The organism is Bradyrhizobium sp. LB13.1 (assembly GCF_054056815.1).
In genome coordinates this window covers 2,875,275-2,891,101 of record NZ_JBSRYQ010000001.1, presented here as the reverse complement: position 1 = coordinate 2,891,101, position 15,827 = coordinate 2,875,275, and the positions used below count along the sequence as shown (strand labels likewise).

The 15,827-nt window shown below is 63.6% G+C and carries 14 protein-coding genes and 1 pseudogene; 3 read left to right on the top strand and 12 right to left on the bottom strand.

What is annotated here, in order from left to right; all coding sequences use genetic code 11:
• Positions 1-3 precede the first annotated feature (3 nt).
• The 9 genes and pseudogenes from ACVWYI_RS13725 to ACVWYI_RS13685 form a co-directional block, all read right to left on the bottom strand.
• Entirely contained in the window at positions 4-867 is an 864-nt protein-coding gene (locus ACVWYI_RS13725; protein ID WP_456662318.1) for a sugar phosphate isomerase/epimerase family protein, read from the bottom strand.
• Entirely contained in the window at positions 867-2,072 is a 1,206-nt protein-coding gene (locus ACVWYI_RS13720) for a dihydrodipicolinate synthase family protein (RefSeq protein ID WP_456662317.1), read from the bottom strand. Before ACVWYI_RS13720 ends, ACVWYI_RS13725 begins: the two co-directional genes overlap by 1 nt.
• 10 nt (positions 2,073-2,082) lie before the next feature.
• Entirely contained in the window at positions 2,083-3,234 is a 1,152-nt protein-coding gene (locus tag ACVWYI_RS13715) for a Gfo/Idh/MocA family protein (protein WP_247288534.1), read from the bottom strand.
• Positions 3,231-4,629: pseudogene (locus ACVWYI_RS13710) on the bottom strand (hypothetical protein). The gene ACVWYI_RS13715 and the pseudogene ACVWYI_RS13710 overlap by 4 nt, the downstream one beginning before the upstream one ends.
• A gap of 215 nt (positions 4,630-4,844) precedes the next feature.
• On the bottom strand, positions 4,845-5,675 hold the full coding sequence (locus tag ACVWYI_RS13705) for an ABC transporter ATP-binding protein (RefSeq protein WP_456664521.1): 831 nt from the start codon (positions 5,673-5,675) through the stop codon (positions 4,845-4,847).
• A gap of 14 nt (positions 5,676-5,689) precedes the next feature.
• Positions 5,690-6,682: an ABC transporter substrate-binding protein gene (locus tag ACVWYI_RS13700; protein ID WP_247349675.1), complete on the bottom strand. Its 993-nt coding sequence runs from the start codon at positions 6,680-6,682 to the stop codon at positions 5,690-5,692.
• Positions 6,683-6,737: 55 nt separating this feature from the next.
• Positions 6,738-7,547 (bottom strand): ABC transporter permease, encoded by an 810-nt coding sequence (locus ACVWYI_RS13695; protein WP_456650794.1) that lies wholly within the window; start codon positions 7,545-7,547, stop codon positions 6,738-6,740.
• 218 nt (positions 7,548-7,765) lie between these two features.
• Positions 7,766-8,527, bottom strand: a complete 762-nt coding sequence (locus ACVWYI_RS13690) for a TetR/AcrR family transcriptional regulator (protein WP_456662316.1) — start codon at positions 8,525-8,527, stop codon at positions 7,766-7,768.
• Positions 8,528-8,622: 95 nt separating this feature from the next.
• Positions 8,623-9,471, bottom strand: coding sequence for a VOC family protein (locus ACVWYI_RS13685; RefSeq protein ID WP_456662315.1), 849 nt, complete (start codon positions 9,469-9,471; stop codon positions 8,623-8,625).
• Positions 9,472-9,680: 209 nt separating this feature from the next.
• Here ACVWYI_RS13685 and ACVWYI_RS13680 point away from each other — a divergent pair, with 209 nt between their 5' ends.
• Both ACVWYI_RS13680 and ACVWYI_RS13675 read left to right on the top strand, forming a co-directional pair.
• Entirely contained in the window at positions 9,681-10,574 is an 894-nt protein-coding gene (locus ACVWYI_RS13680; protein ID WP_247342754.1) for a sugar kinase, read from the top strand.
• 17 nt (positions 10,575-10,591) lie between these two features.
• Entirely contained in the window at positions 10,592-11,509 is a 918-nt protein-coding gene (locus ACVWYI_RS13675; protein ID WP_456664520.1) for a ribokinase, read from the top strand.
• Here ACVWYI_RS13675 and ACVWYI_RS13670 read toward each other — a convergent pair whose 3' ends face one another.
• Positions 11,510-12,742, bottom strand: coding sequence for an NAD(P)/FAD-dependent oxidoreductase (locus ACVWYI_RS13670; protein ID WP_456662314.1), 1,233 nt, complete (start codon positions 12,740-12,742; stop codon positions 11,510-11,512).
• Between the two features lie 241 nt (positions 12,743-12,983).
• Between ACVWYI_RS13670 and ACVWYI_RS13665 the strand changes: the two genes are divergently transcribed.
• Entirely contained in the window at positions 12,984-13,778 is a 795-nt protein-coding gene (locus tag ACVWYI_RS13665) for an enoyl-CoA hydratase/isomerase family protein (RefSeq protein WP_456662313.1), read from the top strand.
• 17 nt (positions 13,779-13,795) lie between these two features.
• Here the strand turns inward: ACVWYI_RS13665 and ACVWYI_RS13660 are convergent, their stop codons facing one another.
• The gene (locus ACVWYI_RS13660; protein ID WP_354051885.1) at positions 13,796-15,136 is read right to left on the bottom strand and encodes a TRAP transporter large permease; all 1,341 of its coding nucleotides are present in this window, start codon (positions 15,134-15,136) and stop codon (positions 13,796-13,798) included.
• Positions 15,133-15,711, bottom strand: coding sequence for a TRAP transporter small permease (locus tag ACVWYI_RS13655; protein ID WP_456662312.1), 579 nt, complete (start codon positions 15,709-15,711; stop codon positions 15,133-15,135). The genes ACVWYI_RS13660 and ACVWYI_RS13655 overlap by 4 nt, the downstream gene beginning before the upstream one ends.
• Between the last annotated feature and the right edge of the window lie 116 nt (positions 15,712-15,827).

Here is a 15,827-nt window from a genome sequence, read left to right as displayed (position 1 = left end):
GGCCTAAGCCACCGTCTTGTGCCGCGTGATGCAGGTTTGCAGCACCTCGTCCATCGGTTTGTCCCACCAGCCGTTGGAGAAGATTTCGATCTCCGAATAGCCGGCAAAGCCCTGCGCCTCGACCGCTTCGCGCACCGATTTGATGTCGATGACGCCGTCGCCCATCATGCCACGGTCGTTGAGGATGTCTTTCGTCGGCACCAGCCAGTCGCAGACATGAAAGGCCAGCAGGCGATCCTTGCCGGCGCGCGCGATCTGCTCCATCAGCTCGGGGTCCCACCAGATGTGATAGACGTCGAGCGCGACACCGAGCATGCCGCTGCGATCAGGATCAAGCCGGTCGCAGATGTCGAGCGCTTGCTTCGTCGTGTTGACGCAGGCGCGGTCCGCCGCATAGGCCGGATGCAGCGGCTCGATCGCCAGCGGCAGCTTTGCCTGTTTGGCGTAGTCGAGCATCTCAGCTAGCGCTTCCTCGACCTGCGTCCGCGCGCCGGCGATGTCCTTCGACGCCTTGCTGCCCGGCCGCGAATATTGCGGCAGGCCGCCGACGACGAGCACGATGCAGGGTGCTCCCAGCGCCTTGGCTTCGTCGACGCAGCGCCGGTTGTCGTCGCGCACCTCGTCTCGGCGTGCAGCGTCGGATGTGAACATGCCACCCCGGCAATAGCCCGATAGGTCGAGACCGGCATCACGCACCGCACGCGCGGCACGATCGAGGCCGACGGCCGCGACCTGGTCGCGCCAGGGATCGATGGCGCGGATGCCGTGCTTGGCACAGGCGTCGATGATCTCGACGAGGTCACCCTGCTTGCGGACCGTCGCCGTGTTGAGCGACAGCCAGCGATGGTCGGACGAGAAATCGCGCATCAGGATTCGATTCCGTGCGAAGCCAGCACGGTCTTCATCCGTCGCGTCGCAAGTTCAGGATTGGCAAGCAGACCGGCCTGATCGGCAAGGCGGAACAGCTCGGCAAGATGCAGCATCGAGCGCGTGCTCTCCTGCCCGCCGACCATGGTGAAATGGTCCTGGTGGCCGTTGAGATAAGCCATGAAGACAACCCCGGTCTTGTAGAAGCGCGTCGGCGCCTTGAAGATGTGGCGCGACAGCGGCACCGTCGGTCCCAGCACATCGTGGAAGCCGGCCTCGTCGCCGGCTGCCAACCGCGACAGCGCGTAGGACGCCGCCGGTGCGATCGCATCGAAGATGCCGAGCAGCGCGTGTGAAAAGCCTTCGCCGTCGCCGGCGATCAGCTCCGCATAGTTGAAGTCGTCGCCGGTGTACATCTTGATGCGCTTGTCGAGACGCCTGCGCATGTCGATCTCGCGCTGCTTGTCGAGCAGCGAAACCTTGACGCCGTCGATCTTGGCCGCGTTGCCGTTGATGATGGCTACCGCCGTGTCCATCGCCTTGTCGAGATCGTTGGTGCCCCAATATCCCGTCAGCGCCGGATCAAACATGTCGCCGAGCCAGTGGATGATCACGGGCTCGCGAACCTGCGAGAGCACGCGGTCATAGACCTTTGCGTAATCGTCGGCGTTACGGCCCAGCTTCGCCAGCGCGCGCGACGCCATTAAAATGATTCGACCATCGACCTTTTCGACCGCCGATATCTGCTCCTCATAGGCGCGGATCACGTCGTCGAGATTCTTGGCGTCCTCGACCGCGAGATGATCGGTGCCTGCTCCAGAGAACACCAGCGCGTTGCGATGCTTGGCGGCAGACACCGAACGCGTGATCAGCTCCAGCGAATTCGGCCAGTCCAGCCCCATGCCGCGCTGCGCGGTGTCCATGGCTTCGGCGACGCCGAGACCGAGGTCCCAGACATGTTCACGGAAGGCGATGGTCTTGTCCCAGTCGACGGCAACCGAAAGCCAGGGATCGTTGTCGGCGAAAGGATCGACCACCGTATGGACGGCCGAAAATGCGATGCGATTCAGCGGTCCCTCGAGCTTTGCGGGAAACGTTCGCGACGCCGCGAGCCGGTAGGTCTCGATCGAACGATCGGCTTTCGGCAGCTTGAGCGACAGGGACGACGTTGAAGGGACAGGCTTGGGCAGGACGGGCTTATTCATTGTTCCCTCCTCAGACCTTGATCGGGGCGACGTCGATCCAGCGCCGCTCCTTCCAGCTCTTCAACGCGCATTCGGCGAGCTGCACACCCTTGACGCCTTCGAGCAGCGTGAACTTGTAGGGCGCATCCTCGTAGACGTGGCGGATGAACATCTCCCACTGCTCCTTGAAGCCGTTGTCGTAGGTGACATTATCCGGCAGTTTCTGCCAATCGCCGTAAAAGTCATGCAGCCGCTTCTCGTCGGGATTCCACACCGGCCGGGGTGTTGCCTGCCGCGCCTGGATCATGCAGTCCGAAAGGCCGGCGACTGCCGAGCCGAGCGTGCCGTCGACCTGGAAGGTGACGAGATCGTCGCGATAGACGCGCGTCACCCAGGACATGTTGATGTGGGCGATGGCGCCGCCCTTGAGCTGGAACGTCGCATACGCGGAGTCGTCGGCGGTCGCTTTGTACTTCTTGCCCTGCTCGTCGAAACGCTCGGGAATGTCGGTGTTGCCGATGCAGCTCACGCTCTCGACCTCGCCGAAGAGATTGTCGAGCACGTAGCGCCAGTGGCAGACCATATCGAGGATAATGCCGCCGCCGTCCTCGTCGCGGTAATTCCATGACGGGCGCTGCGCCTCCTGCCAACCACCTTCGAACACCCAATAGCCGAACTCGCCGCGTACCGAGAGGATGCGGCCGAAGAAGCCGGAGTCACGCAGGAAGGCGATCTTCTTCAGGCCCGGCAGGAACAGCTTGTCCTGCACCGTGCCGTGCTTGACGCCCTTGGAATTGGCGAGCTTGACGACCTCGAGCGCCGCCTCGAAATTCGTCGCGATCGGCTTCTCGCAATAAACATGCTTGCCGGCATTGATGGCCTGGGTGAGCAGACCGGGGCGCGCCTGCGTGGTCGCGGCGTCGAAAAACATGGTGTCGTTCTTGTCGGCGAGCGCCGCGTCGAGGTCGGTGGTCCAGCGCGTGATGTTGTAGCGCTTGGCCAGCCCCTCGACCTTCTCGGCGCTGCGACCGACCAGGATCGGATCAGGCATCACGCGATCGCCGTTCTTCAAACGGACGCCGCCCTGCTCGCGGATCGCGACGATCGAGCGAATCAGATGCTGGTTCAGGCCCATGCGGCCGGTGACGCCGTTCATGATAAGGCCGAGGCGTTGGGTGGTCATACCGATTGCTCCCTAGGTGATTTTGGCTGTTCGAGCAGGCGCAGTGCCGACCAGTCCGGATGGACCGACGTCGCAAAACCCGCTCGGTTGAGCGATCCCGTCAGGAGATCGCCGTTGTGAATGGAGAGCCGGATGCCCTGCCCGGCATCGGCGTAGAGATCGGGATGTGCTGCCGCGAAGGCCTCGGCTTCTGCGGCGGGCGCCTCGCCAAAGCCGTCGACATAGTGATGGCCGTTGCGCTCGGCGTGCGTGATGCCAAGGAAGGCGCCGAGCGCGAGGTCCTGCTGCACGGCAAGACCCGCCTGACAGGTGAGATCTTCGCCGGTGACGAAGAATCTTTCGCCGCCCGCGCTCCATTTCGCCGCACGCGTCGCGTTGACGATGGACTTGTAGAGCCCCTTGCAGGACTTCGAGGAGATGCCGCAATAGCCGAGCGCCCGGGGCCGCAGGGAACGCGTCGTAGGAATCATCGGCTTCGTCGATGATAAAGCCACGCGCGGCCAGCGAACCCAGCGGTGACTGCCGGGTGATATCGCGCGGCATCGGCTGCTCGACGTAGAGCAAGCGCGACGCGATCGGCCGCAATGTGGGATCACGATCAAGCCGGTCCATCAGCGCCTGCAACGCCGCGAGATCCGCATATTGCTCGTTGGCATCGAGCGTCGCCTTGTAGTCACGTCCAAGCGTATCGAGCTCCTTGCCGATCCGCGCCAGCCGCGCTGCGTCGGCCACGGGATCGCCCGACAGCTTCAGCTTGAAATATCTTGCACCGGAGTTGTCGCGGGCATCGGCAACCCCGCCCTCACCTTCAACGGTATCGTCGAGGCCGACGGTATGCCTGATGGCAACACGCGACACCGGCTTCCGGCCGGATAGAAACGTCGTGAGATCCGTTTCCTTCAGGTCAGGCGACAGCCGCGCATCGATTCCGGCGATGTTGCCGGCCATGCCCTCGAAAAAACTGGTCTCGGCGGCGCGGAGCAGCGCATCGAGGACCGCCTTGTCGATTTCCGCGGGGCCGTAAGCCGCCGCAAGCGCCGGAATATTCTTTTTCGCACAGGTCGCGACCTGGGCACCGATGCACGAGGCATGCAGATCGAATGCCGTCAGAAATCCAGTTCGCGCAAGATAAAGCCGCCGCGCGATCTCCAGCGAGCGGCGCAGATCATCGACGGTCTGTGCCGGCGACAGCTCCGGCCGCTTGTCGAACCATTTTGGTACCAGCAGCTCGGCGCTGGCGCCGACCGCGGTCCCCTTGCCTTCGACCTCGATCTCGACCCGCACGAACAGCTGCGGCGTCGCGTTGATCGTGATCGCGCCAAAGCGGAACGGCCGCGCGAAATGCACGGGACGTTCGAAGAACGCGATGTCTCGCAGCTTCAGGCGCGGTGGCATGGTGCTTCCGCATGTGAGCTTGTTGGAAACCGGTCTGGCTGCTCGGACGGTGCACCTCGCCCGCTTGCGGGAGAGGTCGGCGCGCAGCGCCGGGTGAGGGTTCTTTCCGCGACCGGACAATCCTGATGCGGAGATACCCTCTCCCCAGTCCTCCCCCGCACGCGGGGGAGGGAGCGCACCGTGCATGTGGTCGGGCTGGAGAACACCATCGCTAACTAATCCAACGCCCCTTGTGAAAAGAAATGCTTGCGGATGCGTTGCACGAGTTCGGTGAAAACAGGATCAGCCATCACGTCGAGCGAACGTGGACGCGGCAGTGGCACGTCGTAGATCGCGGCGATCGCGCCGGGCCGCTCGGTCATGACCAGCACGCGATCGGCGAGGAACACCGCCTCGGGGATCGAATGCGTGATCAGCAGCACCGTTTTTTTCGTTTCGCGCTGGATCCGCATCAACTCGACATTCATGCGCTCGCGCGTCAGCGCATCGAGCGCGCCGAACGGCTCGTCCATCAGCATGATCTTGGGATCGTGAACCAGCGCGCGACAGATCGAGGCGCGCTGCTGCATGCCGCCGGAGAGTTGCCATGGCAGCTTCCTCTCGAAACCTTCGAGCCCAACCATCTTCAACAGCGCCTTGGCGCGGTCGAGATATGTCTGGCGCGGCAGCCGCTTCATGTCGATCGGCAGCATCACGTTGGCCAAGATGTTGCGCCATGGCAGCAGCAGCGCGTTCTGGAACACGATGCCGACATTGCCGTGCGGCGCCGTCACCTTCTCGCCCTCGACCAGGATCTCACCCGTCGTCGGCGGCAACAGTCCCGAGATCAGCTTGAGCAGCGTGGACTTGCCGCAGCCGGACGGGCCGACCACGACGAAGAACTCCCCGTCATTGATGTGAAAGTCGAGCGGCCGCAGCGACGGCACGTCACCGTCGCGCGTCCGATAGGTTTTGGACACGCCGGACAGGTTGATGCCCGACGCATCGCCGGCGGCCCGGTCGCTCACCAATCTCAGATGTGCGGCCGGCTGCGCGATTTCACTCATAACTGTAGCAGGTTTCACGAGCCGCTCTTCGGCAGGTAGTCGTTGGTATAGAACGCCTTCGGATTGTCCTTGGCCTTGGCGTCCAGCCCGCCATATTCGACCATCAGATTGACGGAGTCGGTCATGTTCTGGTCGGTGACCTGGAACGGCCGCTTGCTCTTGGTCTCCGCGGTCCGGTAGAGCGGAATGGTCAACTCAAAACCTTGCGTCAGCGTATCGATTTTGCCGCCCTTCGGGTTGGCGTCGAGGATCGACTGCGCCGCCGCCTTCGGCTCCTTCTCGGCGGCCTCGACCGCCTTTGTCGTCGCCGACATGAAGCGGCGCACGAGGTCGGCATTGGCCTTCACATAATCGGTGTTGGCGATGATGCCCGAGGAGACCATGTTGATGCCGTAGTCCGCGAACTTGATCGGATAGACGTCCTTGCCGGTGGCGTCCTTGATCTTCATCGACTGGTCCATGACGTAACCGAGCAGGAGGTCAGCCTGGCCGTTGATGACCGCATTGAGCTTGGTCTGGCCGTCGCCCGCGACGGTCTGGAAGTCGCTCTCCTTCAGGCCGGTCTTCTTCAGGAACAACGGCCAGATCTGGGTCATGGAATCGGCAGGCGTGATCGCGACCGTCTTGCCCTTGATGTCCTCGGGCTTCCTGATGTTCTTGTCGACGAAACCCATGGCGGACATCGGGCTGGTCTGGAGCAGCACGCCGGTCGCAACCACAGGCGCGCCCTTGATCGCGGCGCGCATCATGGTGGGCACGTCGACATAGCCGAAATCGGCGGTCTTGGCAGCCACCGCCTGCGTGGTCGCAGCCGATCCGCGGCCTTCCTGGATCTCGAGATCGATGCCCTCGGCTGCGTAAATGCCCTTGGCCTTGCCGTAATAGAACGGCGCGTGCTCGCCATAGACGTACCAGTTTAGCATCAGCACGACCTTGTCGGCGGCCTGCGCCGGCATCGCCGCAAACACCATCAGCGCCGCAGAGACTGCTCCAATCCACCGCTTCATCGTCACTCTCCCTTGTCGATTTGCTTCGGCCGTTGGTGGCCGTTCGTTGCTTTAGTTAAGATGCGAAAATCACGTCCTCACGCTGGCTGACATGCCAGGGAATGACCAGCTTCTCGATGCGGTCCACGACCCAGAACAGGATCACGCCGAGCAGCGCGAGGATCACGAGGGCTGCGAACATCGTCGGCAGGTCGAACGTGCCGATCGAGCGCTGCATCACGTAGCCGATGCCGGAATTGGAACCCACGAACTCGCCGACGACGGCGCCGACCACCGCCAGCGTCACCGACACTTTGAGGCCGGAGAAGATCGCGGGCAGCGCATGCGGTAAGTTCACCGCACAAAACACCTGGAAGCGACTGCCCTGCATGGCGCGGGCGAGATCCACCATATCCGGATCGACCGATTTGAAGCCCTGCACGGCGGAGACCACCACCGGGAAGAAGCCGAGCAGGAAGGCCGAAATCACTTTCGGAATGATGCCGAAACCGAACCACACCACGAACAGCGGCGCGATCGCGATCTTCGGCACGGATTGCGAGAACACCAGCAGCGGATAGACGTAGCTCTCCACCGTCTTCGACCCCGCGATCAGCATGGCGACGGGAATGCCGAACAGCGCCGACAGCAGGAAGCCGCAGACAGTGGCATAGGTCGTCGGCCAGGACTGGCGAAGCAATTCCGGCCAGTCGGTGCGTAGCACTGCAAGGACATCGCCAGGTGACGGGATTTGATAGGCGGGAATCTTGAACAGCCGGATCGCGAGATCCCAGGCGACGACGATGAAGACAAGGAACAGGAACGGCCGAATCCAGGCCGCATTCAGCATCTTGGACACCGCACTCTGCGGCTTCAGCTCCGCCACGTTCTCACTCCCGGTCGTCTTGTTCGTTGAGGGAGAAATTAACCGATTGGGTAAATACTGTCCAGAGGTTTCCCTGTGACGTTTTGTGCCTGTTCCCCCGCTGGTCGTGCCCGGGCTTGTCCCGGGCATCCACGCCTCTCCTCACGCGGAGACGCGCGTGGACGGCCGGGACAAGCCAGGACAAACCCGGCCATGACGGATCCGGCGAGAGCTTGAGATTAAACCGTCTGCGCCACCGCGGCGCGCGACTTCGGCGCCTTGGCAATCTTCAGCAGCTCCGCCGAGCGCCCCGTCAGCGCTGCCAGCACGAGGCCGACCATGTGGGCCAGCCGCTCGTCCTTGGCGTCCTTGGCCAGCAAATCGCGGCCGAAGATCACGCTGAGCGTCGCCGAGTTCGAGAGATAGAAGAAGCAAAGCCCCGCGATCGAGATGTAGAGCTGCACCGGATCGACCGCGACCTGGAAGTCGCCGCTCTCGACACCGCGGCGCACCACGGTGCGGATCATCTCGACGAAGGGCGAGTGCATCGACTTGACCTTGGTCGAGCGCTTCAAATGCTTTGCGCGCGCGAGGTTCTCGGTCTGGAGCAGCGACAGGAATTCGGGATTGCGCAGAAAGTAATTCCAGGTGAACTCGATCAGGCGCCTGATGGCCTCGGGCGGGTCGAGGTGCTCGAGATCGAGCCCACGCTCCTCGCTGCGGATCTTGTCATAGGCGCCTTCGAGCACCGCGAGATAGAGCTCGTCCTTGTTGCCGACGTGATAGTACAGCATCCGCTTGTTGGCGCCGGCCTGTTCAGCAATGCGATCGACACGTGCGCCGGCAAGACCGTGGGCCGAGAATTCCTGCTTGGCCGCTTCGAGAATGCGCAGCCGCATCCCCTCGGGATCGCGCTGCCATTTCAGAGTTCGCTTTGCCTTCGCCAAACCGGTTGCTCGCTGGGTGGTCTCAGGATGGATGTAACACGCGCTCGCCGTCATGGCGAGGCGCCCTTGCGACGAAGCAATCCAGACTGTCTCCGTGGAGGGATTCTGGATTGCTTCGCTGCGCTCGCAATGACGGGGAAAGGCCTAACCTACTCCACCGGCTTCGGCGAGCGCTCCAGCAGCACCGTCTGGATGCCGCAAGTGCCGGCCCTGACCGTCATCACCCGCGTGCCCGGCTTGCGGCCGTTGCGGACCTCGGTGACGTCGAGCCCGGCAGCGATCAGGCGGGCGCGCGTGGCGTCGATGTCGATCACCCGCCAGCTCAGGCCCCAAAGGCGGTCATGCAGGGAGTCGCCGCCCGCGACGGGGCGGCGCACCACCTCGACGACGAGATCGCCGCAGCGGAAGAACATCAGCTGGCCCCAATCCTGGTGCGAGCGATCGAGCGCCAGATCAAGCCGGAGCCGCGCGCCGTAGAGCGCGGCGGCTCGCTCGGAATCCTCGGTGGTGATCACGACGTGGTCGAGCGCATCGATCGGCCCGATATCGGTCGCAGGCGAAAGCGGACGCTCATCGGCCAGTTCGAGGAAGAACATGCGCACGCCGCGCGTGAGCTCCGTGGCGGCGCGCGTCCGCTTCCAGTGGAGGACCGCGCCGCTCTGCGCGTCGCTGATTTCGACCTCGGCAACACCATCCGGCTTGAGCGCCACCCGCTCCAGCCGCCGGTGCATCTTGCCGATGTCTGCGACACGAAAGCACAGGCTGGCGAGCACGCCCTCTTGATCGCCGAGCAGCGCGCGCATGCGGTCGGCGGTCAAGCTGAAGCCGTTCGGCGCCATCAATTCGATCGTCATGTTCGCGAGGGTGAACAGCACCCGGTCAGCGCCCTCGCCCGAGTTCTGCCACGCCGGCGCGCGCCCGAGCAGCGTCTGAAAGGCCGCCTTGGCCGTACCGATATCCCTGACCAGAGCGACGATGTGATCGAGGCCGGTGATCATGTTTCCCCCTGTGGATCGGCCGGAACCGTGGACCGAGAGACGGCATTTGCCCGGGCTTGGCATCGCCCTGTCATGGTCGTATTCCGGCACTATGCCGACCTCAAGCGCTTCGGGCGGCAGTTTTGCGAATAATTTCAGCGGTCCCTCAACGGGACCGGTGCTACAGTAAGCGCGCCGGCCGGGACCACAAAGCGCATCACGGACAATCAATGCAGGCTCTCTTTATCGGACAGACCTATATCGACGTCGTCTTCATTACCGACCACATGCCGACCGGCGACGAGAAGCACGTGGCCTCCGACTACGCGGTTTCCTTCGGCGGCAACGCGGTGACAGCGGCGTTCTGCTGCGCCAAGCTCGGCATCGTGCCCGATCTGATCGCCACTGCGGCCAATGACTGGCTCGGTCGCATGTTCATGGACATGTGCGCGAAATACGCGATCTCGCTGCACGGGCGGAAGGTCAACCAGTCCTCGCTGTCCTTCATCATGCCGAAGGACGGCAAGCGCGCCATCGTCCGCTGCCGCGACGACGACCACATCCATCCGTTCCCGATGCTAAATCTCGGCGGCTGCCGCGCGCTGCATGTCGACGGCCACCAGCCCGATGCCGCGATCCACTACGCGAAAGTCTGCCGCGAGGCCGGCATCCTGACCTCGCTCGACGGCGGCGGCCTGCGCACCAACACGCATGAGCTATTGGAATTCATCGACGTCGCAATCGTTGCCGAGCGCCTGTGCGAACAAATGGACCTGACGCCGGAGAAGATGCTGGACTATCTCAAGAGCCGCGGCTGCAAGATCGGCGGCATCACCATGGGCGAGAAGGGCCTGCTCTGGTACAACGAAACAGGCGCGGTCGAGATCATGCCGGCGATGCCGATCCCGCGCGAGCGCGTGATCGATACCAACGGCGCCGGCGATGTCTTCCACGGCGCCTATGTCTATTCCTATCTCGCCCATCCCGGCAAAAGCTGGCGCGAGCACTTTGATTTTGCCCGCGCCGCCTCGACCTTCAAGATCCAGCGTCTAGGCAACGAAGCCGGCCTGCCGACGCTTGTCGACATCGCCAAGGTCAGGCACGAGTTCGAGGCCAGGGTCTAGCGTTCGCAGGAGTCATGATGGGACGCGTCTTCGTCGCCGGCAGCATCAACATGGATGTAGTGGCGACAGCCGATCGCCATCCCCGGGTCGGCGAGACCGTCGCCGGCAAGCAGGTACTGTATTTCCCGGGCGGCAAGGGCGCCAACCAGGCGGTCGCGGCATCGCGGCTCGGCGCGAGGACCACGCTGATCGGACGGCTCGGCAAGGATTCGTTTGGAGGTGAGCTGAAGGCTTTTCTTGGCGATCAGGGCATCGATCTCGGCTACCTCCAGGAGACGACTGAGGCCCACACCGGCACCGCGATTATCACCGTGGCGGACGCCGACAACACCATCATCGTCATTCCCGGCGCCAATGCGCTGGTCGGCGCTGATGATGTCAGCGTTGTACCGATGTTGAAAGGCGACGTTGCCGTCAGCCAATTCGAAATCCCGTTGCCGACGATTGCCGCGTTCTTCCGGCGCGCCCGTGCGGCCGGGGCCACGACGCTGCTCAATCCGGCCCCGGCGCAAAACATGTCCGGCGAATTGCTCGCGCTCGTCGACATCCTCGTGCTGAACGAGACCGAACTCGGCTTCCTCGCCGGCGTGGAGTTGTCTGACAGAGACGAGGCTGCGCGGATCATCGACGTCGCGCGAAGACTTCAGGCACGCGAGGACCAGACCATCTGCGTGACGCTCGGCAAGCGCGGCGTGCTCGCGCTCGCCGGACGCGAGGAGTTGTCGGTGGCCGGTCGCGCGGTGAAGGCGATCGACACCACAGGCGCGGGCGATTATTTTGTGGGAGCGCTCGCGGCACAACTCGCCGATGGCGCAGCACTGCGCGCGGCACTCGCGTTCGCCAATGCCGCCGCCTCGATCTCCGTGCAGCGCATGGGCGCGGGGCCGTCGATGCCGACGGCGGCGGAAGTCGCCGCCGTCCTCAACGCCGGCTGATCACGCCAGCGCGCCTTTCAGGTCAAAACTTTCATCGGCGGCCTGCTCTGGCGTGATCGAGCGATTCAGGCCGAACAGACGGCGGCCGAACATGTGGTCGCCGGCGCGGTTGATCGATTCGATGCCGAGCAGCTTCTCGCCCTTATAGCAAAACGCCGAGAACGCCTTCCTGGCGGGATCGCCGCGGAGCACGACGCGGTCGTAGCCGGTGGTGAGGCCCGCGATCTGCAGCTTGTCGTCACCCTGGTCGCTCCAGAACCAGGGATGGCTGTCATAGGCCTTCCGGTCGCCGGTCAGCCGCGCCGCGAGGCAGCGGGCGTGATCGGTGGCGTTCTGCACCGATTCCACGCGCAGCGAACCGCCGAAGCGCGGGCTTGCGAACAGCGCGCAATCGCCGATCGCCGAGATATCGGGATCAGCTGTCGAGAGATATTCGTCGACGATGATGCCGGCAGCAACCGGCAGCCCCGCCTCGGCCGCAAGCTCGATGTTCGGCAGCACGCCGACGCCGACCACGACGAGATCGGCGGGCAGATGCCTTCCGTCGCTCAAGGAGACGCCGGTGACCTTGCCGGCGTCCTTGCTGCCTTGGGCCTCGATCGCGGTTGCCTGTACGCCGAGGTGAATGCGGATGCCGGCCTCGCGATGCCGCGCCTGAAAATACTCCGAGACCTCCGCCGTCACCGCGCGCGCCATCACACGCGGGGCGAGCTCGAGCACGTCGACCTCCAGCCCCTTGATGCGCGCAGTGGCCGCGAATTCCAGTCCGATGAAGCCGGCACCGATGACCACCACGCGCGTCTTCGACGGGATGATCTTTCGCAGCGCCTCGCTCTCGTCGAGGATGCGCAGATACTTCACGTCGGGAAGATTGGCGTTGGGCAGATCGAGCAAACGGTTGCGCGCGCCGGTCGCCAGCACGAGATGGCCGTAAGGCAGCGTCTTTCCCGACGCGAGCAGCACCTTGCGCCCCGCGCGGTCGATCGACACCACGCGGCCCGCGATCAGCTCGATGGTCTGGTCCTGGTAGAACTTCTCCGGCCGGAACATCAGGCTCTCCGGCCCGGCCGCACCCTTGATATAGGCCTTGGACAAAGGCGGCCGTTGATAGGGCAGATGCGCCTCGTCATTGACCAGGCAGATGGGAGCGGAAAAACCTGCCTGGCGCAGGGATGCCGCGACCTGGTAGCCGCCATGGCCGGCACCGACAATGATCACCGGACCATCCGTCATCGGAACAGCCCATTTCCGGAGACACGAGCGTGACCCATGTCGTCTCCTCTCTCGCTGGTTTTGATTTTCTGGCCCAGGAGGAGCCGGCGCTCGTGTCCGTCCCTTGGCAAAGGCGGGTACATTTGAGCCTATCGTTCCGGCTTGCGCAAGAGCACCGGGCGGGGCACTGGCGGCCGGGGATTGTCACCCCTCGCCTTCTGCGATCTAGTTGGAGCAGCGACCTCATGCCGGGGATTTCAAGATGCCAGCTCCAATCTCCCAACCCGACGATCCCGCTTTGCTGCGGATCGACGGCCCGATTGCAACCATCACGCTCAACCGCCCCACCGCGTTCAACTCGATCAATCTGGCGATCGCGCAAAAGCTCGAACAGCTCGCGGCCTATATCGAGAACGCTGACGACATCAAAGTTGTGGTGATCGAAGGCGAGGGCCGCGCCTTTTCAGCAGGCGGCGATCTGCAGACGATTGGTGCGGCGGCTGAGGCCAACACGGTAACGCCTGTCGTCGGCGAGCTCTTGAAGCATTATCACACCTTTATCGAGATCATCAGGCGCATGCCGAAGATCTCGCTCTCTAGCGTCCATGGCTCGGCGGCCGGCGCCGGCATGGGCCTCGCCTTCGTCACCGATCTCTGCATCGCAGCCGACGACGCCAAGTTCACGCCGGCCTATGCCAAGATCGGCGTCTCGCCGGATGGCGGATCTACGGTCGGCATCGTCAACACGGTCGGCTCCCGCCGCGCGCTCCAGATTTTCCTATCCGAGGACAATTTTACCGCGCAGCAAGCCCATGAATGGGGCCTGGTCGCGAAGGTCGTTCCCGCGACGGAGTTGAAGGCGGCGACGCGACAACTCGCCGAGCGGCTGGCGCAGAACCCGCCGGCGGCGATTGCCGGCACCAAATCGCTGGTCTACCAGGCCGCCACGACGCCGGTGAAGCAGCAGCTCGACGCCGAAGAGCACAAGATCATCATGGCGATGAACACGGAGGAATTCCGCGCCGCGGTCAAGAAATTCACCAGCAAGAGCAAGTAGCGTTCGCTCGAGCGGGCTTACTTGGGACAGATATAGCCCGTGCCCGCCGGCGACTTGAAGCATCCGACCGATTCCGGCAACACTTTCTGCGGCAGCCACAGCACCACGCTCGGGAAGTAGATCGCGAACGCAATCGTCCCAAGGAACACGAGGTAGATCGGCAACGCGGCGCGTAGCGCTTTTGCGAAACTGACGCCCACGAATTTCGACGCCATCAGCAGCACTAGGCCGTAGGGCGGTGTGATCAGACCGAACGCCAGCGTTGCGATCAGCACCACGCCCATATGCACGGCGTTGATGTCGCCGGCTTCCGTCAGTGTGTTGACCAGCGGCATGAAGATGATGATGGTCGGCACCGGCTCGATGAAATCACCGACCACCGTGAAGAGCAGCACCATCAACAGCATGATCAGGTGCGGGTCGTTGCCGGCCATCGAGGTGATGACATCGGCGATGTAGCTTGCGCCGCGCAGATAAGCGAGCATCCAGCCGAACGCATTGGCGGCGCCGATGGTGATCAGCGGCAGCGAGAAGATGAGGCCCGCAAGACAGAAATCGTACGGGATCTTCCTGATGTGCCCGCGGTTGAGCGCGGGGATCACGACGACGACAATCCAGACGACGGCCACGACGCCCGCTTCCGTCGGCGTGAACCAGCCGGTGAGAATGCCACCGAGCAGGATAACCGGGATCATCAACGGCAGCGCCGCATCGCCCGCCGCGAACACCACCTGCCGCAGCGGCGCGCGCGGCTTGCGCAGGCCGGAGGGCCCGAAGAAATAGCAGTAGATCATCAGCCCGAAGCCGATCATCAGTCCCGGCACGACGCCCGCCATGAACAGACCGGCGATCGAGACGTTGCCGACGGCACCATAGACCACCGCGGTGATGCTCGGCGGCACCAGCGCTGCGATGGTCGAGGCGGAGGCGATGATCGCGGCGATGAAGGCGGGCTCGTAGCCCTCGCGCTTCATCGGGCCGCCCAGCGCGCGGCTCATCACCGCGACGTCGGCGGTGGTCGAGCCCGACATCTCCGAGAAGAACATGCTGAAGACCACCACGACCTGCGACAGCCCGCCCCTGATATGTCCGACCAGCGACACCGAGAGATTGGCTATTCGTACCACCACATTGGCCGAGCTCATGAGCTCGCCGACCAGCAGGAAGAACGGGATCGCCAGCAGCGCCTCGGAATCGACGCCGTCGAAGATCTTCTGGATGATGGCGGCGAGCGACACGTCGGAGAGAAGCGCGCCGATGAAGACGCCGGCCATCAGCGAGAACGGCACGGGCACGCCGAGATAGCCGAACGACAGGAAGCAGATCGTCATCAATGCCAGGACAATGGGTGCGCTCACGGCTGCGCCCTCATCTGTGCGTCGGTGATGATAGGCGTTCCGTCCTCCTCGGGCGGCTCGGGGTGGTCAAAACCGTTGCGCAAACCGTTGACGAGCTGCTCGATGGTAAACAGGCCGATCAGCACGCCCGAGAGCGGGATGATCGCATAGAGCGAAGCGATCGGCGTGCCGGACGGCAGGCGGAAACTGCCGAAGCCGCGGAGATAATTCTGGTAGCCGTACCAGATCAAGCAGAAGGCGACGCCGAGCACGACGAGGCGGATGATCAGTTCGACAATCAGGCGCGACGTGCCGTGCATCGCCTCGGAAATGGCGGTGAGATAAAGGTGGTCGTTGCGCCGGGTCGCAGCCGCAGTGCCGACGAAGATCGCATAGATGAACAACGTCGAGGTGACTTCCTGAAGCCACAGCCAGGGATGGCCGATGGTGCGGGTGACGATGTCGGCGGTCACCGACAGCGAGAAGCCGAAGCAGAGCACGCCGCAGAGGATCATCAGCGCAAGCTCGAGCCAGTCGAGCCCGCGCCATTTCAGATGACGTTGCCGTTGCACCAGCAGTTTGTCGGCGATGGCCATTCAACTTTCCCGTCGTCCTGGAGCTATCGCAGGCGACAGCTCGGAAGCTGCCGAACGTGCTCGGCCTGCATGGTTCGAGATGACCGCTGCGGCGGGCTCCTCACCATGAGGGTCTA